The 25374-nt window shown below is 73.1% G+C and carries 21 protein-coding genes, 1 pseudogene and 1 riboswitch; of the genes and pseudogenes, 15 read left to right on the plus strand and 7 right to left on the minus strand.

All coding sequences use genetic code 11. From position 1 onward, the window contains the following. Positions 1 to 50: 50 nt before the first annotated feature. Entirely contained in the window at positions 51 to 953 is a 903-nt protein-coding gene (locus tag ABD330_RS07030; RefSeq protein WP_344461904.1) for a carbohydrate ABC transporter permease, read from the plus strand. Further along, entirely contained in the window at positions 953 to 1843 is an 891-nt protein-coding gene (locus ABD330_RS07035; protein ID WP_344461906.1) for a carbohydrate ABC transporter permease, read from the plus strand. Before ABD330_RS07030 ends, ABD330_RS07035 begins: the two co-directional genes overlap by 1 nt. Here ABD330_RS07035 and ABD330_RS07040 read toward each other — a convergent pair. After that, positions 1836 to 2378 carry a hypothetical protein gene (locus ABD330_RS07040; protein WP_344461908.1) on the minus strand — a complete coding sequence of 181 codons (543 nt, stop codon included), beginning with the start codon at positions 2376 to 2378 and terminating at the stop codon, positions 1836 to 1838. The two genes, ABD330_RS07035 and ABD330_RS07040, sit on opposite strands and share 8 nt — an antisense overlap. A gap of 112 nt (positions 2379 to 2490) precedes the next feature. Here ABD330_RS07040 and ABD330_RS07045 point away from each other — a divergent pair, with 112 nt between their 5' ends. The 5 genes from ABD330_RS07045 to ABD330_RS07065 all read left to right on the plus strand — a co-directional run bounded on the left by ABD330_RS07045 (position 2491) and on the right by ABD330_RS07065 (position 7268). Beyond that, the gene (locus ABD330_RS07045; protein ID WP_344461911.1) at positions 2491 to 3513 is read left to right on the plus strand and encodes an enoyl-CoA hydratase/isomerase family protein; all 1023 of its coding nucleotides are present in this window, start codon (positions 2491 to 2493) and stop codon (positions 3511 to 3513) included. An 87-nt stretch (positions 3514 to 3600) separates the two neighbouring features. After that, positions 3601 to 4233: an HAD family hydrolase gene (locus ABD330_RS07050; protein ID WP_344461913.1), complete on the plus strand. Its 633-nt coding sequence runs from the start codon at positions 3601 to 3603 to the stop codon at positions 4231 to 4233. Positions 4234 to 4288: 55 nt separating this feature from the next. Then, positions 4289 to 5473: a helix-turn-helix domain-containing protein gene (locus ABD330_RS07055; RefSeq protein ID WP_344461915.1), complete on the plus strand. Its 1185-nt coding sequence runs from the start codon at positions 4289 to 4291 to the stop codon at positions 5471 to 5473. Between the two features lie 222 nt (positions 5474 to 5695). Continuing rightward, a complete protein-coding gene (locus ABD330_RS07060) occupies positions 5696 to 6037 on the plus strand; it encodes a hypothetical protein (protein WP_344461917.1) in 342 nt (113 codons plus the stop codon). 328 nt (positions 6038 to 6365) lie between these two features. Continuing rightward, on the plus strand, positions 6366 to 7268 hold the full coding sequence (locus tag ABD330_RS07065) for a transporter substrate-binding domain-containing protein (RefSeq protein ID WP_344461919.1): 903 nt from the start codon (positions 6366 to 6368) through the stop codon (positions 7266 to 7268). A gap of 37 nt (positions 7269 to 7305) precedes the next feature. Here the strand turns inward: ABD330_RS07065 and ABD330_RS07070 are convergent, their stop codons facing one another. Beyond that, entirely contained in the window at positions 7306 to 8877 is a 1572-nt protein-coding gene (locus ABD330_RS07070; protein ID WP_344461921.1) for a carboxyl transferase domain-containing protein, read from the minus strand. Positions 8878 to 9082: 205 nt separating this feature from the next. Here ABD330_RS07070 and ABD330_RS07075 point away from each other — a divergent pair, with 205 nt between their 5' ends. After that, positions 9083 to 9859, plus strand: coding sequence for an enoyl-CoA hydratase (locus ABD330_RS07075; RefSeq protein WP_344461923.1), 777 nt, complete (start codon positions 9083 to 9085; stop codon positions 9857 to 9859). A 205-nt stretch (positions 9860 to 10064) separates the two neighbouring features. On the opposite strand, the gene ABD330_RS07080 is transcribed toward ABD330_RS07075, so the two are convergent. After that, positions 10065 to 11891 (minus strand): NAD-binding protein, encoded by a 1827-nt coding sequence (locus ABD330_RS07080; protein WP_344461925.1) that lies wholly within the window; start codon positions 11889 to 11891, stop codon positions 10065 to 10067. 281 nt (positions 11892 to 12172) lie between these two features. On the opposite strand from ABD330_RS07080, the gene ABD330_RS07085 reads away from it, so the two are divergent. Both ABD330_RS07085 and ABD330_RS07090 read left to right on the plus strand, forming a co-directional pair. Continuing rightward, the gene (locus ABD330_RS07085; protein ID WP_344461927.1) at positions 12173 to 13969 is read left to right on the plus strand and encodes an HSP90 family protein; all 1797 of its coding nucleotides are present in this window, start codon (positions 12173 to 12175) and stop codon (positions 13967 to 13969) included. Next, positions 13966 to 16065, plus strand: coding sequence for a hypothetical protein (locus ABD330_RS07090; protein WP_344461929.1), 2100 nt, complete (start codon positions 13966 to 13968; stop codon positions 16063 to 16065). Before ABD330_RS07085 ends, ABD330_RS07090 begins: the two co-directional genes overlap by 4 nt. A gap of 120 nt (positions 16066 to 16185) precedes the next feature. Here the strand turns inward: ABD330_RS07090 and ABD330_RS07095 are convergent, their stop codons facing one another. Beyond that, positions 16186 to 16572 carry an antibiotic biosynthesis monooxygenase family protein gene (locus tag ABD330_RS07095; RefSeq protein WP_344461931.1) on the minus strand — a complete coding sequence of 129 codons (387 nt, stop codon included), beginning with the start codon at positions 16570 to 16572 and terminating at the stop codon, positions 16186 to 16188. A gap of 153 nt (positions 16573 to 16725) precedes the next feature. Between ABD330_RS07095 and ABD330_RS07100 the strand changes: the two genes are divergently transcribed. Further along, on the plus strand, positions 16726 to 16998 hold the full coding sequence (locus ABD330_RS07100; protein WP_344461933.1) for a Prokaryotic metallothionein: 273 nt from the start codon (positions 16726 to 16728) through the stop codon (positions 16996 to 16998). A gap of 111 nt (positions 16999 to 17109) precedes the next feature. Here the strand turns inward: ABD330_RS07100 and ABD330_RS07105 are convergent, their stop codons facing one another. Further along, positions 17110 to 18396 carry a GNAT family N-acetyltransferase gene (locus ABD330_RS07105; RefSeq protein ID WP_344461935.1) on the minus strand — a complete coding sequence of 429 codons (1287 nt, stop codon included), beginning with the start codon at positions 18394 to 18396 and terminating at the stop codon, positions 17110 to 17112. A gap of 294 nt (positions 18397 to 18690) precedes the next feature. Here ABD330_RS07105 and ABD330_RS07110 point away from each other — a divergent pair, with 294 nt between their 5' ends. The 4 genes and pseudogenes from ABD330_RS07110 to ABD330_RS07125 all read left to right on the plus strand — a co-directional run bounded on the left by ABD330_RS07110 (position 18691) and on the right by ABD330_RS07125 (position 21588). Further along, on the plus strand, positions 18691 to 19410 hold the full coding sequence (locus tag ABD330_RS07110) for a maleylpyruvate isomerase family mycothiol-dependent enzyme (RefSeq protein WP_344461937.1): 720 nt from the start codon (positions 18691 to 18693) through the stop codon (positions 19408 to 19410). A gap of 325 nt (positions 19411 to 19735) precedes the next feature. Continuing rightward, positions 19736 to 19896: riboswitch (cyclic di-AMP (ydaO/yuaA leader) on the plus strand. Positions 19897 to 20112: 216 nt separating this feature from the next. Then, positions 20113 to 20463 (plus strand): annotated as a pseudogene (locus tag ABD330_RS07115) (M23 family metallopeptidase); the annotation flags it as partial. A 177-nt stretch (positions 20464 to 20640) separates the two neighbouring features. Beyond that, positions 20641 to 21051: a ribosomal maturation YjgA family protein gene (locus ABD330_RS07120; RefSeq protein ID WP_344461939.1), complete on the plus strand. Its 411-nt coding sequence runs from the start codon at positions 20641 to 20643 to the stop codon at positions 21049 to 21051. Positions 21052 to 21162: 111 nt separating this feature from the next. Then, positions 21163 to 21588: a nucleoside deaminase gene (locus tag ABD330_RS07125; protein WP_344461984.1), complete on the plus strand. Its 426-nt coding sequence runs from the start codon at positions 21163 to 21165 to the stop codon at positions 21586 to 21588. An 88-nt stretch (positions 21589 to 21676) separates the two neighbouring features. Here the strand turns inward: ABD330_RS07125 and ABD330_RS07130 are convergent, their stop codons facing one another. Further along, the gene (locus ABD330_RS07130; RefSeq protein WP_344461941.1) at positions 21677 to 23476 is read right to left on the minus strand and encodes a hypothetical protein; all 1800 of its coding nucleotides are present in this window, start codon (positions 23474 to 23476) and stop codon (positions 21677 to 21679) included. 188 nt (positions 23477 to 23664) lie between these two features. Further along, positions 23665 to 25221, minus strand: a complete 1557-nt coding sequence (locus ABD330_RS07135; RefSeq protein ID WP_344461943.1) for a lipase maturation factor family protein — start codon at positions 25219 to 25221, stop codon at positions 23665 to 23667. Positions 25222 to 25374: the final 153 nt, after the last annotated feature.

Genomic DNA, 25374 nt, shown 5'->3' on the forward strand with positions numbered 1-25374 from the left:
GCCCGGCACCTGCCCCGGCCTCCCGCGCACCCTTAGGAAAGGCAGTACCCGTGTCGCTCAAATCCGGCGCACCAGGGGCCGGTCGCTCCGGCCTCGCCCGGCTCGGCCCGCTCCCGTGGATCGCCCCCGCCGTCGTCCTGATCCTGCTGGTGGTGCTGTGGCCCGTCTACGAGATGGTGCACACCTCGTTCCTGCGGATCAGCACCAGCGGCTTCGTCCGCGGTTCGGCCGGCTTCGACAAGTACACGAAGCTCTTCGGTGAACCCGACTTCTACGGCGTGCTGGGCTGGACGGTGATCTGGACGGTCGTCGTGGTCGCCCTGACCATGGTGATCTCGCTGGCGCTGGCCCAGCTGTTCAACCAGCAGTTCCCCGGCCGCCGGCTCACCCGCTGGGCGCTGATCGCCCCGTGGGCGGCGTCCGTGCTGATGACCTCCATCGGCTTCAAGTGGATGCTCGACCGCACCGCGGGCGTCCTGAACACCGCGATGACCGACCTCGGCCTGATCGACGGCCCGAAGGACTGGCTCGGCGACCCCTCCACCGCGAAGCCGTGGATGGTGCTGATCGCCGTCTTCGTCTCGCTCCCCTTCACCACGTACACCCTGCTGGCGGGGCTGCAGACCGTCCCCGGCGAGGTGTACGAGGCGGCCAGGGTCGACGGCACCGGCCCCTGGCAGACCTACCGGCTGATCACCCTGCCGCTGCTGCGCCCGGCGCTGCTGGTCGGCCTGGTGATCAACCTGATCAACGTCTTCAACTCCTTCCCCGTCATCTGGGGCACCACCCAGGGCGGCCCGGACAGCGCCACCGCGACCACCACGGTCTTCGCCTTCCAGTTGATGAACACCGACATCGGCGAGTCCGCCGCGATGTCCGTCGTCAACTTCGCCCTGATCGTGGTCATGGTCCTGGCCTTCCTCAAGGTCAGCCGCTGGAACGAGGAGAGCTGATGACCCAGCAGACCGACACCCTGCCCGCGCCGGCCGACACCCGGCCCGTGCTCCCGGTGATCCGCACCCGCCGCGGCCTCAGGCCGCGCACCATGGTCATCACGGCGGTCGCCTGGCTGCTGGCCGCGCTCTTCCTGCTGCCGTACCTGGAGATGGTGGTCACCGCGCTGCGCCCGGCGGACGAGCTGCGCGACCCGACCTACCTGCCCACGCACTTCGCCTGGTCGAACCTGGTCGACGTCTGGCGGGACTCCACCCTCGGCACCAACCTGCGGGTCACCCTGCTGGTGGCGGGCGGTTCGACGCTGCTGGTGCTGCTGGTCGCGCTGCCCGCCGCGTACTACACCGCGCGGATGACCTTCCGGGGGCGCAAGGCCTTCCTGCTGCTCGTCCTGGTGACGCAGATGTTCCAGCCGACCTCGCTGCTGGTCGGCCTCTACCGCGAGTTCTACCAGTTCGACATGCTCAACTCGGTCTGGACGCTGATCGTCTGCAACGCGGCCTTCAACCTGGCCTTCGCGATCTGGATCCTCACCGCCTACATCTCCTCCATCCCGGTCGAGTTGGAGGAGGCCGCGCAGATCGACGGACTCGGCCGGCTCGGCGCGCTGCGCCGGGTGACCATCCCGCTCGCCATGCCCGGCATCGTCACCGCCGTGATCTTCACCTTCATCTCGGCCTGGAACGAGTTCGTGATGGGCCTGCGGCTCACCACCGTCCCGTCCAGCCAGCCGCTGACCGTCGGCATCAACAACTTCATCGGCAACTACACCGTCCAGTGGAACTACCTCTTCGCCGGCTCGGTCGTCGCCATCCTCCCGGTCGTCGTCCTCTTCGCCTTCATCGAGCGCCAGGTCGTCTCCGGCCTGACCGCCGGCTCGGTCAAGTAGCGGGCGGGGTACGGCTCCAGAGCTCGCCACGCAGCTCCGTCCCGAACACCACCGCGCAGGCGGCCTCCCGGGCATCCGACCGGCCGCAGACGATGATCCGCTCGTCGCCCAGGTCCGCCAGCACCCCGAAGAAGTCCCCGTACACCAGGCCCGACCCCTCGACCTCGCTCCCGTCCACCAGGAGCGGGGTCGACGTCGTCTCCAGCTCCCGGAAGAGCTCCGAACCGCGGCTCCCGTCCCTGGCACCGGCGTTTGCGACGAAGGAGGCCAGCGTGCCCCACAGGGTGGTTTCCGACCGCACCCGGAAGTGCTCCGGCACCGGACGGCTGGTGCTGACCATCGCCACCGACCGGCCGCCCAGCACGTAAGTGACGTCCAGCTCGGTGACGAAGTCGTCCTGCGCGCAGGTACCGACCAGCAGCCGCCAGTCCGGCGCGGGCGCCGCGACCATCGCGAACCGGCGTCCGAAGCCGCTCAGCAGCTCCTGGGGGGCGGGGATCCTCGGCGCGGGGGACCCCGGCGGGCTGCGGAACATCTGGACTCCGATCGGTCGGCGGCCGGGCGGCCCCCGGGCGCGGATCCATGCTGCCACCGGGCCGAGTACGGTGTCCCGGAGATCAGGACATGCGACCGACGGAGCGGGCCCGATGACCACTGACGTACAGCTGCACACCGACGGACGGGTGGGCCGGATCGTCCTCGACCGGCCCCGGGCGCTCAACTCGCTCACCCACGGGATGCTGCTCGCCGTCCGCGAGGCGCTGGACGCCTGGGCCGTGGACGACGACGTGGCGGTGGTGCTGCTCTCCGGGGCGGGTGGGCGCGGGCTGTGCGCGGGGGCGGACATCCGGGCGCTGCACGACGACGCCAAGCTCGGCGGGGCGGGCGCGCGGGCGTTCTTCCGCGACGAGTACCTGCTCAACCACCTGATCTCGCGTTATCCGAAGCCGTACGTCGCCCTGATGGACGGGATCACCATGGGCGGCGGGGTCGGCCTCTCCGCCCACGGCAGCCTCCGGGTGGTCACCGAGCACTCCACGATCGCGATGCCGGAGACCCGGATCGGCCTGGTCCCCGACGTGGGCGGCAGCCACCTGCTGGCCCGTGCGCCGGGCGAGACGGGCACCCACCTCGCTCTCACCGCCGCCTCGATGACCGCGGGTGATGCGCTGTTCTGCGGGTTCGCGGACATTTTCGTCCCCTCGCCCGGCCTCGCCCCGGTCCTCGCCTCCGCCGACCCCGTCGCGGCCGTGCACGCCGCCGCCGCGCCGGAGCCGGACTCCGAACTCGCCGCCCAGCGCGGGTGGATCGACGCCTGCTACGCCGCCGACACGGTCGAGGAGATCGTCGAGCGGCTGCGGGACAGCGGCGTCCCGGAGGCCAAGGAGGCCGCCGAGCAGATCCTGGCCAAGTCGCCCACCGCACTGAAGGTCACGCTGGCCGCCCTGCGCCGGGCCCGCCGGCACACCTCCCTGGCCGAGACCCTCGACCAGGAGTTCCGGGTCTCCTGCACCGCGCTCACCACCCCCGACCTGGTCGAGGGCATCCGCGCCCAGGTGGTCGACAAGGACCGCAACCCGCAGTGGTCCCCCGCCACCCTCGCCGAGGTGACCGACGCCGAGGTGGCCCGCTTCTTCGCCCCGCTGGGCGCCGACGAACTCGGCTGCTGAGCGAGCAGTCACCGTGCCGAGCCGAGCGGCCGCCCGGTCTCACCCGGTCCACGCCGACGCTCGCCCACCAGGGTTAGGCTGACCGCCATGATTCGTGCAGTGGTGTTCGATATCGGCGAGACGCTCACCTCCGACACCCGCTACTGGGCGGACTGGGCGAGCTGGCTCGGCGTCCCGGCCCACACCATGTCCGCACTGGTCGGCACTGTTCTGGCCCGAGGTCTCGACAACGGCGAGGCGATCCGCATCGTCAAGCCCGGGTGTGACGTCCCCGCCGAATGGGAGGCCCGTCGCGCCACCGGCCACGACGAGTACCTCGACGAGACGGACCTGTACCCCGACGTCCGTCCCGCCCTCCAACGTCTGAAGGACGCCGGCGTCTGGGTCGGCGTCGCAGGCAACCAGAACAAGCGCGCAGGCGAGCTCCTACGTGGACTCCGGCTGCCCGTCGACGAGCTTGCCACCTCCGCCGAGTGGGGGGTGGCCAAGCCTGCGGCTTCGTTCTTCGACCACATCAGCGCCTGGGTACCCGCAGGGCCGGACGAGACCGTCTACGTCGGCGACCACCCCGCCAACGACATCACCCCCGCTCGCGCTGCGGGCCTGCGTACCGCGCACATCCGTCGTGGGCCCATCGGCCTCACCACGGCCGCACCCGACGCCGACTGGACCGTCAACTCGCTGACCGAGCTGGCCGACCTGCTCACCGAACAGCACTGACCGGACCTTCCGAAGCGCTACCGTTCCGTGGTCGGGCACGGAACGGGAGAGCGCCATGTCGGGAAGCACCAACAGTGAGCTCGGCCTACGAATCGCCACCTTCCGCAGCGCCCGCCGACTGACGCAGCAAGAACTCGCCGACCTCACGTCGGTCTCCCTCAGCATGATCCGCAAGATCGAGCAAGGCCGCCGCACCCCCGGCGACGACATCCTCCACGCGATCGCCGAGGCCCTACAGGTCACCGCCGAGCACCTCCTCGACAGCTCCGGTCACGGCGACAGCCGCGTGCACCTCGCTCTCCCCGCCGTCCGGGCTGCGATCGCGACGTACGATCTCCCCGAGGACGGCCCCGTCCGGTCGCTGGCCGAGCTCTCCACCGACGTGCGGACTGCCGTCGAACGCCGCGTCAACGCACAGTACGTGCGCCTTGCCGAGACGATGCCGGACCTCCTGCGTGAACTGGCGCGCGCCGTTGACGTCCACCGAGGTGCCGAGCGGCAGCGTGCCGCCCGGCTGCTCGCCGCCGCGTACCGGTCGGCCGATGCCGTCGCCTTCAAACACGGGTACCGCGACCTGTCCGCCCGCCTGGTCGAGTTGATGCGCTGGGCCGCCCGCATCGCCGAGAGCCCAGAGCTCGACGCCGCTACCGCTTACGTTCGTACAGAGACATACTTCGCCGGCGGCGCCCTGTCCACCGGCCTGCGTGCCCTTCAGACCGCGATCGACGCCGCCCCGCCGGCCACCGCACCGAGGCTACGGGCCGCCATCGGCGCACTCCACATGCGGGCATCCGTTGTCGCCGGCCGAATGCGTGACACCGACACCGCCCGCCTCCACCTCACCGAAGCCGTCCGGCTCACCAGCGGCATCCGTGAGGGCGTCTACTGCGGCACGGCCGTCGGCCCCGACTCCCTGCAGATCCACCGCTTGGCCGTCGCCGTCGAGCTCAACGAGACCACCGACCTGCGCGACGCCGTCGCAGTCGGCAACACATGGTCGCCGCCCCACGACCTGCCGTCGGAACGCCGGTCCCACTACTACATCGACCTCGGTCGTGCACAGATGCAGCTCGGGCAGCCGAAGCACGCACTGAAGTCCCTGCTCGTCGCCCGGTCGATCGCGCCGCAGCACGTACGCGAGCACGGACAGGTCCGAACAGAGCTCGGGACGATGGTCCGCCTCGACCGAGGCCGGGATCAGCAACTGCTGTCGTTCGCCCAGTGGGTGCGCGCGGTGTGACCTCGTGGTGACACACACTGTGTCACCCGAGACCCCGCTCGGTCGCCACGATGGTGACGTGACAGCACACCGGGAACCTGCACGGGCCCACCCGCGGATCGTCGAGGGTGTCAGCCCCGCTCGCCTTCGTGGCGCAGCGTGTATCGACTGTGGCTCCGCCGAGCACCCTCTCCGCCCAGCTGGGGCGGTGGCAACTCGGGTCGGGGAAGGCGTCGTCCGAGAGTGGGCGGTCGTCTCCTGCGGCTCCTGCGCGGCGGCCCCTGGGCTCTTGGCCGCTGGGCCCGCCGCAACGGTGACGGCATGACGGGCGGAGTCGTCGTGGAGATCGAGGGCGTCATGGCCCCGACGGAGTTCAAGAAGTTGGGGGACGCTGTGGCGGCCGTGTGGGAGTCACTCCGTCCCCTGCCGCTCGGGTGGACGCAGTACGAGGCCTACCGCTACTTCTTCGACACCCCCGGAGCCGAGGAACGGGTGACCGAGTTCCTGGAACGCGACAGGTGTCTGACCTTGACCTTCGCCATCGCCGGGCGCTCGCACTACGTCCGGGTGGAGGTGGCGAGGTGACCGCCGCCTGGGTTCCGGCCGCAGGTCGGACGGCCTACCTGTGGTCCAACGGGGATGCGGTCGAGGTGCTGGACCACCGGGACGGCCGGGGCCGACGCCGGGGCGGTCGCCGCCGCCCCGGCGGGCCGCGCCGTGCCCTCGGGAGCGGGGCACACTGTGCCCACAAGAGCGAGAGCTGACCGTGAACCAACGTTAACCCTGCCGTGACCAGGGCAGTCATAAGCTGGCGAGCCCTGTCCGCGTACGGATGAGCGGCCCCGGCATCAGCTGCCTCCGCCGGTCACCGGACACTCGCGGCGCTCTGCCTCCACCCCACGGGAGATCAAAGATGACTGCTTCCACCCGACGCCGCTTCGGTGCGGTCGCCGCCGCCACCGTCGGCGCGCTGATGCTGGGCGGCTGTGGTTCGGGCGGCGGCAAGACCTCCCTGCACGACCAGCTGCCCGCGGCCGTCCGCAAGGCCGGGGTGATCCGGGTCGGCGCCTCGTTCACCTCCGTGCCGGTGGTGTTCAAGAACCAGCAGGGGCAGCCGGACGGTCTCGACCCCGACATCGCGGCGGCCCTGGAGAAGGTGCTCGGCGTCAAGATCGAGTTCGAGGACGCGGGGGTCTTCGCGAACGTGCTCCCCGGGGTGATGGACAAGAAGTACGACATCGGGATGTCCGGCATCACCGACACCCGGGCGCGCGAGCAGGGCGTGGACAAGGACGGCAAGCAGGTCAACGACGGCGTCGACTTCCTCGACTACTTCATCGCCGGCATCTCGATCGTGGCGCACAAGGGCAACCCCGGCCGGATCACCAAGCTCGACGACCTGTGCGGCAAGACGGTCGTGGTGAAGAAGGGCACCATCCACGACGACCTGGCGACCAGCCAGGTGGGAGTCTGCCAGCGCCTCGGCCAGACCCTGACCGTCTCGGAGGTGGACACCGACGCGCAGGCGATCGACCAGGTGCGCAACGGCAGCGCGGCCGCCACCCTGACCGACTACGCGAAGGGGCTCTACAACGCCCAGACCGTCGACGGCGGCCAGACCCTCGAACTCGTCGGCGAGCAACTGCAGCCCCGCCCCTACGGGATCGCCTTCCGCAAGTCCGACGGCGCGCTCCGGGACGTGATGACGAAGGCGCTGGAGTCGCTGGTCGTGGACCGGACGTACGACGGCATCCTCGCCAAGCGGCAGCTGGACGCCGGCGCGGTGCAGAGCGCCGTCGTCAACGGCAGCAGCTGACCCGGAGCCGCCCCCGCCGTCCCCGCCCCCACCGCCCTCACTCCCACTGCGCCAGCCGGCGGAAGCGGGCCTGCCGGGCGGCCGGGTAGCGGGTGGCGGCCGCGGCGGCGAGTTCGGCCTCGACCAGGGCCACGGTACGGCTGACGAAGCCGGCCCGGTCCGCGGAGGCCGGGACGGGCTCCGGGAGGATCCGGTCCACGATGCCCTCGCGGAAGAGTTCGGCGGCGCCGATCCGCTGCTGTTCGGCCAGTTCGGGGGCCCGGTCGGGGGTGCGGTGCAGGATCACCGAGGCGCCCTCCGGCGGCAGCGGCGAGAGCCAGGCGTGCTCGGCGGCCACGGTACGGTCCGCCGGGAGCAGCGCGAGCGCCGCGCCACCGGTGCCCTCGCCGAGCAGCAGGCTGACCACCGGGACCGGCAGGGTGCCCAACTCGGCGACGCAGCGGGCGATCTCGCCCGCGAGGGCGCCCTCCTCGGCCTCCCGGCTCAGCTCCGCGCCGTGGGTGTCGATGACGGTCAGCAGCGGCAGGCCCAGGTCTGCGGCGAGCCGCATGCCGCGCCGGGCGGCGCGGAGCCCGGCCGGTCCGACCGGCCCGTGCGCGGCGGCCGCCGCCCGGTCGTGGCCGACCAGCACGCAGCCCGTCGCACCGAACCGGACCAGGGCCGTACGCAGCGCTTCGTCACGTTCACCCGCGCCGGTGCCGGCCAGCGGGACGACGGTGCCGGCCGCGCCGAGCAGTTCGGCCAGCCCGGGGCGGTCGGGCGAGCGGGTGAGGGTGACGGACTCCCAGACCGGGTGCCGGGCGGAGTACCCGGCCGGGCGCCCGGCGGACGGCGCGGACTCGGGCTCAGGCGCGGGCGCGGGTGGCGGGGCCTGCCCGGGGCCCGGGCGGGCCGCGAGCACGCCCAGGGTGTCCGCGAGCCGGCGCCGCAGCGCGTCCGGGGGCAGCACGGCGTCGACCGTCCCGCGTGCGAGCAGGTGCTCGGAACGCTGGACGCCCGCCGGGAAGGGCTCGCCGTACAGCGCCTCGTACACGCGGGGGCCGAGGAAGCCGACCAGCGCCTCCGGTTCGGCCGTGGTGAGCTGGCCGAGCGAGGCCCAGGAGGCGAGCACGCCGCCGGTGGTGGGGTGGCGCAGGTGGACGAGGTACGGCAGCCCGGCGGCCTTGTGGGCGGTGACGGCGTTGGCGATGGCGACCATCCGGACGAACGCCGGGGTGCCCTCCTGCATCCGGGTGCCGCCGGAGGCCGGGAAGGCGAGCAGCGGCAGCCGTTCGGCGGTGGCCCGTTCGATGGCGGCCAGCAGCCGGGCGGCGGTGGCGGTGCCGATCGACCCGGCGAGGAAGGTGAACTCGCTCAGCACCACCGCGACCCGGTGCCCGGCGAGCCGGGCCTCGCCGGTCAGGGCGGCCTCGTCCGCGCCGCTGCGGGCCCGGGCGCGGTCGAGCGCCTCGGCGTACGGGCCGGTGGCCGGGTGCCGGGGCGGGGTGTCCCAGCTGCGGAAGGTGCCCGGGTCGAGCACCAGGTCGGCGAAGCGCAGCGCGGCGGGGCGCGGCGTTGCGGGGCGCGGTGACGGTGGGAATGACGGTGAGGGTGAGGCGGATTCGTCCACGCCGCCCAGTCTCGGCAGGACGCGGCCGATCGGGCAAGCCCTTCCCGGCCGGCACACCGTTACCGTCAGGTCCACGCGGTCCGCCCCGGGTGACGACTGTCTCGCCTGTCGAGACTGGCGCGCCGCCGGTATCGTCCGCGAAGGTAGGCAGCGGCAGATGGACGCCCGCGCAGGGCGCAGGGACTTCAGGGATGGAGCAACGGCGATGACCGACTACGAGACGATCCTGGTCGAGCGCAAGGGACGGGTCGGGCTGATCACGCTCAACCGCCCGAAGGCGCTGAACGCGCTGAACAGCCGGCTGATGAACGAGGTAGTGGCCGCGGCGACCGGCTTCGACCGCGACCCGGAGATCGGCGCGATGGTGATCACCGGCTCGGAGAAGGCGTTCGCCGCCGGGGCCGACATCAAGGAGATGCAGGAGAACCACTTCCCCGACGTCTACCTGGACGACTGGCTCGGCCCGTGGGACCGGCTGGGGCAGCTGCGCAAGCCGGTGATCGCCGCGGTGGCGGGCTACGCGCTCGGCGGGGGCTGCGAGTTGGCCATGCTCTGTGACGTCCTGCTGGCGGCCGACACCGCCAAGTTCGGCCAGCCGGAGATCAAGCTCGGGGTCATCCCCGGGATCGGCGGCTCGCAGCGGCTGACCCGCGCGATCGGCAAGGCCAAGGCGATGGAACTCTGCCTGACCGGCCGGATGATGGGCGCCGAGGAGGCCGAGCGGGCCGGCCTGGTGTCCCGGATCGTCCCGGCCGCCGAACTGCTGGCCGACGCGCTGGCGACCGCCGAGACGATCGCCGCGATGTCCCTGCCGGCGGCCGTGATGATGAAGGAGAGCGTGAACCGGGCCTTCGAGACCACCCTCGCCGAGGGCGTCCGCTTCGAGCGCCGGCTCTTCCACGCGGCCTTCGCCACCGCCGACCAGAAGGAGGGTATGGCGGCGTTCGCCGAGAAGCGGCCGCCGTCCTTCCAGAACCGCTGAGTCGCTGCGCGAGGCGGAAGGTGCGGCGCCGTTGCTACCGGCTTCGCGCAGTTCCCCGCGCCCCTGTCTGTGCCTGACCGCGAGCACAGGTGAACCCAAGGGGCGCGAGGAACTGCGTGAGGCGGAAGGTGCGGCGCCGTCGCTACCGGCTTCGCGCAGTTCCCCGCGCCCCTGTCAGTGGCTGACCGCCAGCACGGGTGGACCGTCAGGTCTCCGTCGGGACCGGGGTGCTGATCCGGGCCAGGCCGTTGCGGGTGGCGGCGACCACGACGTGGTCGCCGGGGAGCAGGCGGCGGGCCCGGTCCGCGTAGTTCCACTGGTAGTCCTCGGGGCGCCGGGCCAGCCGGACGGCTATCACCCGTACGCCGCCCGGCTCCTCGATGTCGTGCAGGTTGAGGCCGACCAGGCCCGAGCCCGAGTCGCAGGCGAGTTCGGCGATCAGCAGCACGTGGCGGAAGACCGAGAGGGTGCCGAGCACCTCCCGGCCCATCAGGGCGGCGGCGAACGCGGGCGCGGAGAGGTAGGAGACCGAGCGGGAGGCGACGTTGCCCAGGGTCGCGTAGACGTGGTGCGCGAAGTCGTCGTCGAACAGGCGGACGACGATGCGGACTTCCCCCCGGACCGCGCGGGCCTCCAGTGCCGCCTCCAGGTTGGTCGCGTCGTCGTTGGTGACGGCGACCAGGGCCCGGCTGCGCTGGACCCTGGCCCGCCGCAGCTGGGCCTCCAGCGGCGCGTCGCCGACCAGGACCGGCAGGCCCAGGGCCCGGACGGCCGCGATCCCCCGGGAGGTCGGGTCGCGTTCGATGCAGACCACCGGCACGCCGGCCTCGCGGACCAGCGCCGCCACCCGGGTGCCGACGTTGCCGAGGCCGACCACGACCACGTGGTCCCGGATACCGCCGCCGGGGGCCTTGGGCAGGCCGCGCCGGCCGGTGGCCAGTGCGTCCACCACGATCGCGGTGGCCACCGGCACGAAGGTGATGCCGCAGAAGGTGATGACCACTTGGGCGATCCGCGTCCACAGCGCCCCCGGCACGGGGACGCCCTGCTGGTCCGGCTGGGCGGCGCCCGCCATGTCGAGCAGGGTGAGGTAGACCGCCCAGTCCAGCTGCCCGTTGAAGTACCAGAGCACCCCGGCCCCGGCCGCCACCGCGCTGAAGGCGACGATCAGCAGCATCCGCAGCCGCGCGCTGGTGAAGAACCGTAAGGTGTCCATCAGCCACCAGCGGGCCCGGCTCCACCACGGGATGTGCAGCGGGGGCTCGCTGGTCAGCGCCTGGAGGGCGGCGATCCCGCCCGGCACGAGGGCGTCCGGGCCGACCGGGGCCGGATCCCCGTCGGTGTGGCCGGCCCCGAGCGGCCCCGCCGAGTCCGTCCGGCGGGCCAGCGCGATGAACTCGGCGGCACGCCCGGCCGTTTCGGGCAGCAGCCGCAGCCTGCCCAGGTCCTGCCGGTCGATCCGGTCGGCGACCACGCAGATCTGGTTGGACTGGATGTCGTCGTCGTACGCGACGTACAGGTAGCGGTCCCCGACCCGGACGCTGTTGGGGCGGCCGAGCGCGCCGTTGGCGAAGGCGGGCGCGGCGGTGGCGGAGCCGGAGAGCGAGGCGCAGTTGGGCAGCAGGCGTTCGATGTGCTCGCCGAGCCGCTGGTTGAACATCCGCAGCACGATCCGGATCCCCGGGTTGCGGCCCTGCGCGCTCAGTGCGGCGTGGATGTTCTCCTGGTCGGTGCCGTCCACCAGCGCGATGCCCCGCGCGGTCTCGACCCGGGCCGCCCGCAGCGCCTCCGCCGTGACCGTGCCGTACTCCAGCACGGCCACCACCCCGGGCAGTTGCCCGATCTGCGGGGCGTGGTCACGGGCGAGGTCCGGCACCACGGCGACCACCGGGACCTCGTAGTGCTCGATCAACTCCTCGATGAGCCGGTGTGCGAGGGCGTTCCCGCCGCAGACCACGTAGTGCCCCGCGTACGGGCCCTCCTGCGGATCACCGCCCGGATCACCGTCCGGCCCCGCGTCCGGACTTGTCACCTGCTGACTTCCGACCTGCTGATCTCCGGACCGCTGGTTCCCGACTCGCGGGTCGCCGAACGGATCGGCCGGCAGGGTCCCCCACCCTTCTTGCGTCATACCGCCGGAGTCTACTGAGCCGATCCGTCAACGGGGTGGCGTAGGGATGTCCGGCGGGCCGTCGCGTCCGGTGACGACACCGGCCCCCGGTACCGGCCCGGAGCGGAGCCCGGAAAATCCACTGCCGCGCTGTCGGTACGAGGACCTAGGGTGCTGCCCAGTCAAGCACCGGGAGCCACACCGTGTCCGAATCCTTCCGCGTAGACCTGCGCGGGATCGTCGATCTGCTGAGCCATCACCTCTACACCAGCCCGCAGGTCTACAGCCGCGAGCTGCTGCAGAACGCGGTGGACGCGATCACCGCCGTCCAGTTGGACCGTCCGGAGTACCAGGGCCGGATCTCGATCACCTCCGGTGATCTGACGGGCGACGGCTCGCTGGAGATCCGTGACAACGGCATCGGCCTCGGCGAGCGGCAGGTCCACGAGCTGCTGGCGACCATCGGCCGCAGCTCCAAGCGGGACGAACTCGGTTTCGCCCGGCACGAGTTCATCGGCCAGTTCGGGATCGGCCTGCTCTCCTGCTTCATGGTCTCGGACGAGATCAGGGTCAGCACCCGGCGCGGCGACGAGCCGACCGTGCTCTGGCACGGCCGCTCCGACGGCAGTTACGCCGTCGAGCTCGCCGCCGCCGACCGGCAGCGCGCGGAGCCCGGCACCACCGTGACCCTGCGCCCCCGCCCGGGCACCGAGCACCTGCTCACCCGGGCCGCGATCACCCGGCTGGCCGGCCACTACGGCTCACAACTCCCCTTCCCCGTCACGGTCGACGGCACGGAACTGACCGGCGGGACGGCCCCCTGGGCCCGGCCGGAGCAGGAGAGCGCCGCCACCCGCCGGGTCCGGCTGGAGCGGTACTGCGAGGAGGTCTTCGGCTTCACGCCGTTCGACGTCATCGACATCGCGTCGGCCGAGGCCGGCCTGAACGGCGTCGCGTTCGTGCTGCCGATGCCCGCCAACCCCGCCGTCCCGGCGGCGCACCGGGTCTACCTGAAGCAGATGCTGCTGGCCGAGGGCGCCGAACGGCTGCTGCCCGACTGGGCGTTCTTCGTCCGCTGCGTGGTGGACACCACCGAACTGCGCCCCACCGCGAGCCGGGAGGCGCTCTACGAGGACTCGCTGCTGGCGGCGACCCGGGACGCGCTGGGCGACCGGCTGCGCGGCTGGCTGCTCCGGCTCGGCACGGGTGACCCGGCCCGGCTGCGGAGCTTCCTGCGGGTGCACCACCTCGGCGTCAAGGCGATAGCCGTGCACGACGACGAGATGCTCCGGCTGGTCGAGGAGTTCTGGCCGATGGAGACCAACGTCGGCCCGCTCACCCTGGCGGAGTTCCGGGCCCGGTACGGCCTGCTGCGCTTCACCCCGCAGCTGGACGAGTTCCGCCAGCTCGCCCCGGTGGCGGCGGCCCAGGGCCTGGCCGTGCTGAACGCCGGTTACGTGTACGACAGCGAGCTGATCGACCGGGTCGCCACCCTCGACCGCGAGCTGGTGGTGGAGCCGCTGCGCGCGGCCGACCTGACCACCCACCTGGAGCGGCTCGACGTGGCCGACGAGGGCTCGCTCGGCCCCTTCCTGGCCACCGCCGACCGGGTGCTGGGGCGGCTCGGCTGTGACGTGCTGGTCCGCTCGTTCGAGCCGTCCGGCCTGCCCGCGCTCTACCTGCTGGACGAGGACACCGCCTTCCAGGTCGACGTCCGCTCCACCCGCGAGCAGGTGGACGAGACCTGGGCCGCGATCCTCGGCAGCTTCCAGAGCGCCACCGACCCGCGCCCCCGGCTGATCCTCAACCACCGCAACCCGCTGGTCCGCCAGGTGCTCACGCTCGGCGAACCGGAGCTGACCGGGATGTGCCTGGAGGGCCTCTACGTCCAGGCGCTGCTGCTCGGGCACCACCCGCTGCGGCCGGCCGACACCGCCGTACTGAACCAGTCCTTCCTCGGCCTGATCGGCCGGGCCGTCGCCGCCGGGGGTGCCGCGTGAGCCACAGCGAGCAGGAGTTGCGCACGCGCTACCAGAAGACCTGGAGCCTGCCCGGCGGCCCGGTGCTGTTCGCCGCGCTGGAGGAGGTGATCCGGCACGCGGACGCCCTGGAACTCACCGAGTTCGCCTTCGAGGTGCGGATGCGCGCCACCGACGTGTACGCGCTCGGCGGCGCGCCCTCGAAGTCGTACGTCACCTTCGCCTGGTGCCTGGCCGCCTACGACCGCGAGCCGGCCCGGTTCGGCGGGCACGACCACCACCAGCTGCTGTGGCAGTTCAAGTGGATGGTCGGCGGGCTGTCGGACTTCCCGGAGGTCCCGCTGGCCCGCACGCTGGCCCTGCTGGAGGACATGGAACAGCGCTTCAAGCGCGGCGGTCACAGCATGCACGCCGTCCTCCAGCACCGCGGCGACGTCGCACACGCCCTCGGCGACCCGGCGCGGGCGCAGCACTGGTACGAGGAGATGAACCGCACCCGCCGGGACGACCTGTCGGACTGCTCGGGCTGCGTCCCGGGCAGCCAGGTACGGGTGCTGACGGAGCTGGGCCGGTACGAGGAGGCCATCCGGATCGGCGAACCGGCCCGCACCAGCGGGGGCTGCGAGCGACAGCCGCACGCGATCAACTCCGACCTGCTGCTCGCCTACCTGCACACCGGGCGCGGGTCGGACGCCGCCGAGGCGCACCGGATCGCCTACCGCGCGATCCGCGGCGAGGCGAAGCACCTGGCGGAGCTGGCGCAGAACGTGATGTTCTGCGTGCACAGCGGCAACCCCGAGCGCGGCCTCGACCTGGTCGAACGGCACCTGCCCCTGCTGGAGCAGGTCCCGACACCGCTGGACGAGCTGGAGTTCACCTCGGCGGCGGCAGCGGTGCTGACGCAGTTCGAGGCCCGGGGCGAGGGCGGGCGCGGGCTGCGCTTCCCGACCGTGGCGGGCAGGCGTCTGCCGGACCGCACGGTCGCCGAGCTGGCCGAGGAACTGCGCACCCGCTCCCGCCTGCTGGCGGACCGCTTCGACGCCCGCAACGGGAACGACCACCACGGCCGCCTGCTGGCCGAGCGGCTCGCCGCCGGTCCGCTCGGCGCCCCCGTACCGCTCTCGGTCTTCGAGCGCCGGCTGCCGTCCGGCGAACAGGATGCGGTCCGGCAGCTGGTCGAGCAGGTGGCGCGGCAGACGGCCGCCGGCGAGTCGGCCGCGGCCGCGCGCAGCCAGGCGCTGGTCGCCGCCGCACTCCAGGACGCCGGGCGGAAGCGGGAGGCGCTGGAGGCCGCCGAGCAGGCGGTCCGCGCGCTGGCCCGGGCCGGACTGACGGCGGACACGGCGGCCTGCCACTACCTGCTGGCGCAGCTGTACCTGGAGGACAACCAGCAGGAGCCGGCCCGCGCCGCCCTGCTGGAACTGCTGGAACTGTTGGAGCTGCCCGAACTGTCCGGACTGCTGGAGCCCGGCACGGCCGGGGTGCCCGGCGTGCCGTCCCGGCCCGACCTGCACCGGGAGATCGCGCGGACCTACGGCTACCACCCGGACGCCGCGGAGCAGCACCTGCTGGCGGCACGCGGCTACGGCGCGGCAGGCCGGGCGCGCGCCCAGCTGGAGTCCTACCGGCACGCCGTCGAGGCGCTGACGGCCTTCGAAGGCCCGGCCGCCCTCGACACCCTCGCGGAGGCGGACGCGGCGGTGGCGGCGCTCACCGGCGCCGGTGCCAGTAGCGGTAGCGACGCCGACGACCCGGGGCTGCTGACGGCCGTCGCCGAGTTCCGGGTCGCCGCCGCCGGGCTGCTCCGTGGGCAGGGCCTGGTCGCGGAGGCCCGCGACCGCCTGCTCGCCGCCCGCCCGGCGATGGAGCGGCACGGGGATCCGGGGGATCTCGGCGAGTTGCTGACCCTGCTGTCCGAGGCCCACCTGGCCCTGGCCGACCCGCCCGCCGCCGAGGAGGCCGCCCGCGCGGCCCTGGCGCTCCTCGACGACCCGGAGGACGAGGCCTGGGAGGAGGCGATCGCCCTGGTCCACGCGCTACGCGCCCAGCAGCGCGACCAGGAGGCCACCGAGGCCATGGACCTCTACTCCCTCGACGAGGACGACCTCACCGACTGACGACCTCACCGACCGACGAAGCGCCCCAGGGCCCGGCCGCGGGCGCACCGCCCCCGGCCGGGCGCGGCGTCCCGGCCGGGCGCGGCGTCCCGGTCGGCGCCGTCATCCCGGTCGGCGCCGTCAGCCGACCCCGCCGGGCGGGCCGGGGGCGACGGGCGCGACGGGCTTGGCGGGTACGACCGGCGTGGCGGGTGTGACGGGCGTGGCGGGTGTGACGGGCGTGTAGTGCGCGACCACCGGCGGGTGCTCCAGGTGGCGGAACTCGCCGGCCGCCCAGACCGGGCGGATCCGCCACATCGTCCCGGCGTAGGCCAGCAGCGCCCGCTCGTCCCGCCAGCGGGCCAGCATCAGGACCCGGTGGTCCTCCTCGGTCACCGAGCGCAGCAGCTCGGCGCCGAGGAAGCCGTCCACCCCGGCCAGTTCCGGGAGCGACTGGTTCAGCAGGCGGTCGCAGAACTCGTCCACCAGCTGCGGTGAGACGTGCGCCTCCCAAATTCGGACGATCATGGCTGCCTCCTCGTGCGGCTCCTTCCAGTATCCGTTCGGCCGCGCGCCGATTGCCGACCCGAGGAGCCCGCCGAAGACTCGGAACAGCTGGGGAAGGCGTACAGCGGAGCCGAACAGACGAGCTGAACGGACTGAACAGAGAGGACCTGCCCGATGGCGGTCTGCGTGGTGTGCAACAACGACTACTGGCTGGCGTTCGAGATCCGGACGGTCACCGGCGAGAGCTACATGTTCGACAGCTTCGAGTGCGCGATGGAGAAACTCGCGCCGCGCTGCGAGTACTGCACCGTCCGGATCGTCGGCCACGGGGTCGAGGTGTCCGGCAAGTTCTTCTGCTGCGCGAACTGCGCCCGCCGGGACGGCGGCCTCGGCGAGCAGATCCGCGACGCGGTCGGTGTGCATCCGGGCGAGCGCCAGACGTCCTGAGCGGTGCCGGACGTCCCGAGCGGTGCCGGGCGTCCTGAGCGGTGCCCGGCAGCCTCCGCACCGACGACCGCCCCCGGGGCCGAGCCCCGGGGGCGGTCGCGTTCCCGGGGCTCAGACCCGGGCGTGGGAGGTGATGTCGGCGGTGAACGCCTCGATCAGGTCGGGGGTCACCGTGGGGCGGCACCGGGCGATCGCCGCGAGGTAGTCCGCGGTGGTCGCGCCGACCCCGTCCGGCTCACAGGCGCCCGGGTCCCGTTCGAACGCCGCCTGGGCGGCGGTCCGGGCGGCGTGCTCGATGTCCGCCGGGGTGAACAGCTCGCTCGCCGCGACCAGCACCGGCAGGTCGACGTCGGAGCGCGTGACGGCGTAACGGGACCAGATGGCCGCGCGGGCGGCGGCGTCCGGCGTGCCGATCGGGATCAGGTAGTCGAAGCGGCCGGGGCGCAGGAAGGCCGGGTCGAGCGAGCGGACGGAGTTGGTCGCACAGACCAGCAGCCGTTCCTCGCCCTCCCGGAAGCCGGGTATCAGCTTGAGCAGCTCGTTGGTGACCCCGTGCATCCCGGACGGCGGCCCCTCCCCCCGGACCGGCACGATCTCCTCGACCTCGTCGATGAAGACCAGCACCCGCTCCAGCTCGGAGATCCGGGCGAAGGCGGTGCGCAGCGCGGCGGCGAGGTTGCCCTCGTCCGCGAGCCGGGAGGGCAGCAGCTCCACGAACGGCCAGCCGAGCCGGGAGGCGACGGCCCGGGCGAAGGTGGTCTTGCCGGTGCCCGGCGGCCCGAACAGCGCGATCGCGCGCGGCGGCCGCACCCCGTGCCGGGCGGCCCGCTCCGGCTCGGCCAGCGGCAGCACGATCCGGCGCTCGATCAGGTTCTTCTCCGCCTCCATGCCCGCGACCTTGTCCCAGAGGTCGCCCGGCAGCAGCCTGCCGCCCAACTCCTCCAGCAGGTTGGCGCCGGGCCCGGTCGGCGGCTCGGCCTTCTCGAAGTAGGCGACGGCCGGGCGGCGGGTGTACCCGGCGTTGCGCAGGCCCTCGCCGAGCTGCTCCTCCTCGGGCAGCACGTACGCGATCCGGCGCACCCGTTGGGCCAGCAGCCGCCGTTCCAGTTCGCGCAGCAGCGCGCTGGCCAGGCCGCGTCCGCGCCAGCCGGGTGCGATGGCGATCCGCATCACCCAGGCGCGGTCCCCCGCCAGGTGGGCGAGCGCCGCGCCGATCGGCGCCCCCTGGCGGACGGCCACCACGGCCGGCTGACGCGAGGTCAGGGCCGTGATGCACTCGGCGAGGGAGAAGACCGACTCCTGGCCGAGCTCGGCCGTGGTGTCGATCAGGTGCACGACGGCCGCGAGGTCGTCCTCGCGGTAGTCGTGGATCAGCCACTCGTGGTTGGCCTGCTGCACGGGACCCGCCTCTCCTGCGCCGTGGTGGCGCCGTGGTGACGCCGTCCTCGCGCCGTGGTGACGCCGTGCCGGCGTGCCGGCGTCCTGCTGGCGCCGACGTCCTGCTGGTGCCGGGAACGCTAAGGGCGGGCGCGGGTGGCCCGCCCGCACCGGAACGGACAACCGGAGCGGCCAAACCGTACGAATCGCGGCTGGTCAGCGGGGTGCAGCGGGCATTCGGGCCTGCGGCCGGGGCCCTTCACGGGGACAGAAATGCGCGGCGGCACAGCGGAACGCGGGCTAACGTCCAGTCCCATGGACCGAACTGACTACATGTACGCCCTTCGCCGGGACGGCGCCCGGCTGGCCGAGGCGGCAGCCGGACACCTCGCCGCCCCGGTGCCCAGCTGTCCCGAGTGGACGGTCGCCGACCTGGTCGGGCACACCGGTGCGGTGCACCGGTTCTGGACGGCCGTCGGCTCGGGCGAGCTGACCGACCCGAGCGGGTACGCCCCGCTGCCGCGCCCGGCGGAGGACGGGCTGATCGAGTGGTTCACCGAGGGCCTCGAACTGTGCGCGGCCACCCTCGAAACGCTCGACCCGGAGCTGCCGCGCTGGACCTGGTCCGACCGGAAGGACGTCGGCTTCATCCAGCGGCGGATGGCACAGGAGCAGGCCGTCCACACCTGGGACGGCCTGGCCGCCGCCGGCCGGGACGAACCGGTCGAGCCCGCGCTCGCGGCGGACGGCGTGGACGAGTTCCTCGCCCACTTCGCCCGCGCGAAGGAGACGGCGGGCCTGCCCGAGGCCGGTCTGCACCTGCACGCCACCGACGGTCCCGGCGAGTGGTGGATCCGTCCGGCGGACGGCGGCTGGCGGGTGGACCGCGAGCACGGCAAGGGTGCGGTGGCCGTCCGGGGCACCCGCTCGGACCTGCTGCTCCTGCTCTGGAGGCGGCGCGGCGCCGACCAGTTGGAGACCTTCGGCGACCTGGCCGTGCTGGAGGACTTCCTGAGCGCGTTCTCCCGGGGCTGACCCCGGTCGGCCGGGCCCGCCGGGCCGAACGTGGTGAGCCTCACGGCGGCGCGGCCCGGCGGTCACGGACCGGCACCGGGGGTGCGCGGACCGGTACCGAAATCACGCCCGTCGATGCGGGCGGTGGCTCCCGGTAGCCGGTTCGGGCACCCCCGGCATGGGCATATGTCCGGAGAGTGACCGAATTCCTGGTGAATGCCGGAAATAGCCGATTAGTTCGATCACCATCCTTGCCTTCGCCCACCCCGATCGGTTTTGCTTCAACGACCGCCCGGCCAGTTGTCCGGGCGAGACCACGGGTGCAACGCCTAGTCCTGCCGGCGCCCGTCGGCCACCACTGAGCTCTGTACGGCAGGAGCGGGGGAACCACAGGTAAGTCGCCGTCCGGTACCACCGGACGGCTTGGGGTGAAGCCGCGCTTCCTGCGGCCGGGCAACTCCAGCCCGAACCCGACAGCTCACCTCGCCGGCGTCGGAGAGGAACACATCCATGACCGCACTGGGTCACCACAGCCGCACCCGCCTGCCCCGCCTCGCCCGGATCGGCGTCGGCGCCGCGCTGGCAGCCTCCGCGTTCGCCCTCCCGCTGGTCGGCGCCGTGAGCGCCCAGGCCGCACCGGCCGTCGCCGCCTCCGCCGTCAACTCGGCCGGTTTCACCGCCCCCGTGACCAACACCCACATCACCGAGGCCTGGGGCGTCCCCGGCCACATGTGGGCCAGCGGCCACCACACCGGCGTCGACTTCGCCGCCTCCGTCGGCACCAGCCTGAAGGCCGTCGGCAACGGCACCGTCGTCACGGCGGGCAACGGCGGCGCGTACGGCAACCAGATCGTCATCAAGCTCGCCGACGGCCACTACGCCCAGTACGCCCACCTCTCCGTCATCCAGGTCCACGCGGGCCAGGCCGTGAAGGCGGGCCAGCAGATCGGCCTCTCCGGCGCGACCGGCAACGTGACCGGCCCGCACCTGCACTTCGAGATCCGCACCACGCCGTACTACGGCTCGGACGTCGACCCGATCGCCTACCTGCGGGCCCACGCCGTCGCCGTCTGACACCACCGCCCTGCACGACAGGGGTGACCACAGGGGCGCGGGAGACCGCGCGAAACCGGAAGCGCCGACACGGCGCCCTCCGCTTCGCGCCGGTCCCCGCGCCCCTGGCGCGTGGCCGGGCCGCCTTCCTGGGCGAGACCTGCGGGCCGCCGGGCCCGGTCGCTCTAAAGTGTCGGCATGAATGATCATCGGAGCGCCGCACACCCCTGGGCCACCCGGGCGGCAGCGGCGGCGGCCGCCGCGATGACGGTCGCCACCGGGCTCGGCGTCCGAGCCGACGGGGGCGGGGACTTCGCCAAGTACGCCGGTGACGCGCTCTACACCGTGCTGGTGTACACCCTGGTCGTCCTGGTGGCGCCCCGGGTGAAGCCGGTCACGGCGGCCGCCGTGGCGCTCGGCGTCAGCTGGGCGGTCGAGTTCCTCCAGATCAGCGATCTCCCCGCCGAACTGTCCCGGCACAGCACCGTCGCCCGCCTCGTCCTCGGCACCACCTTCAACCCGCCCGACCTGTTCTGGTACGCCGTGGGAGCGGCCTGCTGCGGGCTCGCCCACACGGCGGCGACCCGGCTGCCACGCCCGCGTCCGTAACGCCCGAGCGGCCGGTCACCCGGTACGTGCCGGGCTCGGCGGGGTACGTTCCGAGCGGACCGCGACGTTCCCGCCGACCGGAGAGCAGGTACAGCCTTGGACCCGGAGCAGATGCTGAAGGTGGCCGTCGAGGAGGCCCGGGCGGGGCTCGCGGAGGGCGGCATCCCGATCGGGGCGGCGCTGTTCGGGCCGGACGGGGAACTGCTCGGCCGGGGCCGCAACCGAAGGGTGCAGGACGGCGATCCGTCGATGCACGCCGAGACGGCGGCGTTCCGCGCGGCGGGCCGACTGCGCGGGTACGGCCGGACGACCATGGTGACCACGCTCTCACCGTGCTGGTACTGCTCGGGCCTGGTACGGCAGTTCGGGATCGGCCGGGTGGTCGTGGGCGAGACCCGCAGCTTCACCGGCGGGCACGACTGGCTCGCCGAACACGGCGTCGAGGTCACCGTGCTCGACGACCCGGCCTGCGTGGAGCTGATGACCGGGTTCATCGCCGCCCGCCCCGAACTCTGGTACGAGGACATCGGCGAGTAGGCGGAACACTCCCCCGGACAGCAGCGCGCCCGCCGACGGGTTCACCACCACCGGCGGGCGCGCTGCCGTCACTGCAGCGGAACGGGGGTCAGCTGCGGGCCTCCGAGACGGCGGCGCCGAGCGCCTCCTTGATCCGGGGACCGAGCCGGGCGAAACCGAGCTCCTTCATCGCGGCCCGAAGGAGCTCGTCCTCGGTACGGTCGACCCCGTCGCTGTCGATCCACCGCACGAGAGCGGTCAGTTCGGCCGCCGTGTAGGCGGTGACCGGCCGCCCGGGCGTGAGCGACGGCTTCTTCGGCCGACGCACCGGCCGAGCCTTCTCGACCTCGGTCACCGCAGGCGCAACCTCGGCAACGGGCTCGGGCTCGACCTCGACCTCCACCTCGGCAACGGGCTCGGGCTCGACCTCGGCGACGACCTCGGCCTCAGCCTCGATCACCACAGGCTCGACCTCGACAACCGGCTCGGGCTCAACCACTGCCTCGGGCTCAACCTCAGCAACGAGCTCCGGCTCAACCACTGCCTCGGGCTCAACCTCAGCAACGTCGGCCTCAGCCTTGATCACCACAGGCTCGACCTCGACAACCGGCTCCGGCTCAACCTCAGCGACGACCTCGGACTCAACCACTGCCTCGGGCTCAACCTCAGCAACGAGCTCCGGCTCAACCACTGCCTCGGGCTCCGGCTCCGGCTCAGCGACGACCTCGGCTTCGGGCTCGACCTCGGCCGCAACCTCGACCTCGACCTCGACCTCGACCGCCGCAGGCTTGGCCTGCGCCTGGGCCGGGATCTCGACGGGAGCAAGCTCCTCCGCCGCAGGCACCGCCTCGGAACGCGGCCCCGCCGCCAGCGCCTGGCGGGCCGCCTCCTCGGCGTCGCCCTCCACGTCACTCGCCGCGTCGCTGTCCGCGTCGCTGTCCGCGTCAACGTCGAGGTCGACGTCGCCGACGGCCTCGACCGCGACGTCAGCGGCAGCGTCCTCCGTGCCGGCCCGCAGGTCGTACGCGGCGACCGCCGCCTCGCGGTCCGCCTGGCGCTCCGTCAGCTCCGCCAGGAGTTCGTCCGGCCCGAGGTCGGACAGGGCGGCCCGGAGCGAGTGCCGGGCGGGGAGGAGGTAGAGGGTGCGCTCGTCGGCAGCCAGTCGGTCGATCAGGTCGGCGAGGTCGGCCAGCGGGGTGGACTCCGGGTCGAGGCCGGGCAGCAGTCGCCCGAGTGCCCGGACGGCCTGGCCGAGGGCGTCGACGGCCTGGCTCGCCTCGGTGAGGGCCTCGGCGTCGGCGGGTACCGTCGGGCGGGCTGCGCCGGAGGCGGCCAGCGCGGACCAGTCGGAGCGCTCGGCGGCGGCTGCCGCCAGTGCCTCGTGCAGGTCGCTGCGGCGGCCGCGCTTGCCGACCACAAGCTTCTTGGCCTGCGCGCGCAGGCTGCGGCGGCGGGCCCAGGAGAGCTTGACGCCCTGCTCCTTGCGCCAGCGTCCGTCGGCCGTGGCGGCGGTCAGCTCGTCGAGGTCGGCGTCGTACGCCTCGGCCCGCAGCTTCCCGGCGGTGGCGTAGACGCGCTGCAGGACGCCGACGACCAGGCTGAGGCCGACCACGGTGTCCGGCTCGCCGAGGCCTCCCTCGGGGGTGAGACCGAGGACGGCGTCACGGGTCGCGGAGATGTCGCGGCTGCGCAGCTCGGCGAGCACGGTGGAGGCGGCCCGCGCGTCCTCGGGGGTCTCGATGACGTCGGCGGCGGCGTACCAGGGGTTGCTGTCGGCGGTCAGCGTGAAGCCGCCCAACTCGGCGTACCGGCCGAGTTCCTCGCGCGGTCCGGGCCGGGTGTCACCGGCCTGGGTGTCCGCTGGGTCGACTGCCCCGGGGTCGGTGTCGTTCAGGTAGCTCACTGTCATGGTGAAGTCCGCTTCGTGGCAGGGCAGGCAAGGGACGGGACGCCGGCGTCCGGCGGCGCGGGCTGGAGGACTGGAGCCCGGCGCGGACGCCCAGGATACGGGTGGGCGTTCGAACGGCGCACGCAACCTGTCGGCTACGGCTCGCCGTGGCGTGGTGGCGGGTGGCGGAGCCGGCTCGCGGGGCCGCTTCACGGCCTGCTCCGCACGGCCCGGTGCGGGCCGAGGTGGGCCAGGTCGCGGAGTGTCACCGGCGCAAGATACTCCCGGACGAGCGTGCGTTCCCACCACGCGCCGGTCGCGCGCAACTCGCGCGGCGTGGTGAACCGGTAGTGGTACAGCAGCACGCGGACCCGGACCGGGGGCTTGTGCGGGAAGGGGTTGTGCCGGAGCAGCCGCAGCGTCGCCGGGTCGTTGGCCAGCAGTCTGGCCAGGAACGCGCTGAACCAGGGCCGTGCGTACTCGGGGGAGATCGCGGCGAACCACATCAGCCAGTCCAGCCGGAGATGGTACGGCGCCACCTGACGCGGTATCCGCCGCAGCTCGCCGGGCTTCCCCTTGAACCCGTACTCGTGCCAGACGGTATGCCCGGCATGCCCGGATCCCCCGCCGTCCCCATCGCCCCCGCCGTCCCCGGCACGCCCGGCGGAGCCCACCGCACGCCCGGCGGAGCCCCCGGCGCGCGCGGGCTCGGCACTGCCCTCGATCACCACCTCCAGCCGGATCCGGTTGACGGACCCGAACGCGCCGTACGCGTTGACCAGGTGGATCCGGTTGAACGAACGGTTCATCGCCTGGCGCCGGGAGAGCAGGTTGCGGGCCGGCCAGTAGCTGAGCACCGCGACCAGCACGGTCAGCAGGAGCACCATCACCTCGTACCAGAGCGGGGTGGCCGCGAAGCCCGGCCGACCCGGGACGGGGAGGACGGCGGCGGCCGACGGTGCGTCCACGACGGAGACCGCGAGCGCGATGGTGAGCCAGTTGAGCCAGGCGAAGTTGCCGGAGGCGACCAGCCAGAGCTGGGTGGCGATCATCGCGGCGGCGGCCAGGCCGGCGACCGGCTGGGGCAGGAAGAGCGCGACGGGCACGACCAGTTGGACGAAGTGGTTGGCCGCCACCTCGGCCCGGTGCAGCGGGCCGGGGAGGTGGTGGAAGAACCAGCTCAGCGGGCCGGGCATCGGCTGGGTCTCGTGGTGGTAGCGCAGGCAGGTCAGGTCGCGCCAGCAGCTGTCACCGCGCAGCTTGATCAGTCCGGCCCCGAACTCGACCCGGAACAGCAGCCAGCGCAGCAGCCAGAGCACCAGCACCGGCGGCGTGGTCCTCGCGTTGCCGAGGAAGGCGGCGAGGAAGCCCGCCTCCAGCAACAGGGACTCCCATCCGAAGGAGTACCAGGTCTGCCCGACGTTGACGATCGAGAGGTAGAGCAGCCAGAGCACGCCCCAGCCCGCCATCGCCACCCCGAGCGGGACGTGGTCGGCCGCGCCCGCGAGCACCGAGGCGGCGAGGGCCGCGCCCGTCCAGCAGACGGCGGCGAACGCGCGGTCGGAGTAGTACAGGTGGAAGAGGCTGGGCGAGCGGCGCAGCGGCACCCGGGCGGTGAAGCGCGGGACGGGCAGCATGCCGTGCTCGCCGATGAGCGCGCGGAACTGGTTGGCGGCGGCCAGGAAGCCGGTCAAGTAGAGGGCAGCGATCAGCCGTTGGCAGACCAGTCGGCCGAACCAGTAGTCAGGTGCCGCGAACCACTCCACGCCCACCGCTCCTCCCGCGCAGGCTCCATAGGTACCACCTCCCTCACCCGTCCCCGGGGTGCGCCGGGCGGTGGCGGGCCGGGTTCAGCCGCTCGGCGGCGCCGGGGAGCGTTGCGGCGCCCCGTCCGCTCCGGCCGCGCCCCGCACCGGTCC

The sequence above is a fragment of the Kitasatospora kazusensis genome (assembly GCF_039529945.1).
Taxonomy (GTDB): Bacteria; Actinomycetota; Actinomycetes; order Streptomycetales; family Streptomycetaceae; genus Kitasatospora; species Kitasatospora kazusensis.

Bases quoted from the DNA above. Each gene is read 5' to 3' on its own strand.
- ABD330_RS07035 (WP_344461906.1), top strand. From the start codon at position 953: ATGACCCAGCAGACCGACACCCTGCCCGCGCCGGCCGACACCCGGCCC.
- ABD330_RS07040 (WP_344461908.1), bottom strand. From the start codon at position 2,378: ATGTTCCGCAGCCCGCCGGGGTCCCCCGCGCCGAGGATCCCCGCCCCC.
- ABD330_RS07045 (WP_344461911.1), top strand. From the start codon at position 2,491: ATGACCACTGACGTACAGCTGCACACCGACGGACGGGTGGGCCGGATC.
- ABD330_RS07050 (WP_344461913.1), top strand. From the start codon at position 3,601: ATGATTCGTGCAGTGGTGTTCGATATCGGCGAGACGCTCACCTCCGAC.
- ABD330_RS07055 (WP_344461915.1), top strand. From the start codon at position 4,289: ATGTCGGGAAGCACCAACAGTGAGCTCGGCCTACGAATCGCCACCTTC.
- ABD330_RS07065 (WP_344461919.1), top strand. From the start codon at position 6,366: ATGACTGCTTCCACCCGACGCCGCTTCGGTGCGGTCGCCGCCGCCACC.
- ABD330_RS07075 (WP_344461923.1), top strand. From the start codon at position 9,083: ATGACCGACTACGAGACGATCCTGGTCGAGCGCAAGGGACGGGTCGGG.
- ABD330_RS07095 (WP_344461931.1), bottom strand. From the start codon at position 16,572: ATGATCGTCCGAATTTGGGAGGCGCACGTCTCACCGCAGCTGGTGGAC.
- ABD330_RS07100 (WP_344461933.1), top strand. From the start codon at position 16,726: ATGGCGGTCTGCGTGGTGTGCAACAACGACTACTGGCTGGCGTTCGAG.
- ABD330_RS07110 (WP_344461937.1), top strand. From the start codon at position 18,691: ATGGACCGAACTGACTACATGTACGCCCTTCGCCGGGACGGCGCCCGG.
- ABD330_RS07120 (WP_344461939.1), top strand. From the start codon at position 20,641: ATGAATGATCATCGGAGCGCCGCACACCCCTGGGCCACCCGGGCGGCA.
- ABD330_RS07125 (WP_344461984.1), top strand. From the start codon at position 21,163: ATGCTGAAGGTGGCCGTCGAGGAGGCCCGGGCGGGGCTCGCGGAGGGC.
- ABD330_RS07130 (WP_344461941.1), bottom strand. From the start codon at position 23,476: ATGACAGTGAGCTACCTGAACGACACCGACCCCGGGGCAGTCGACCCA.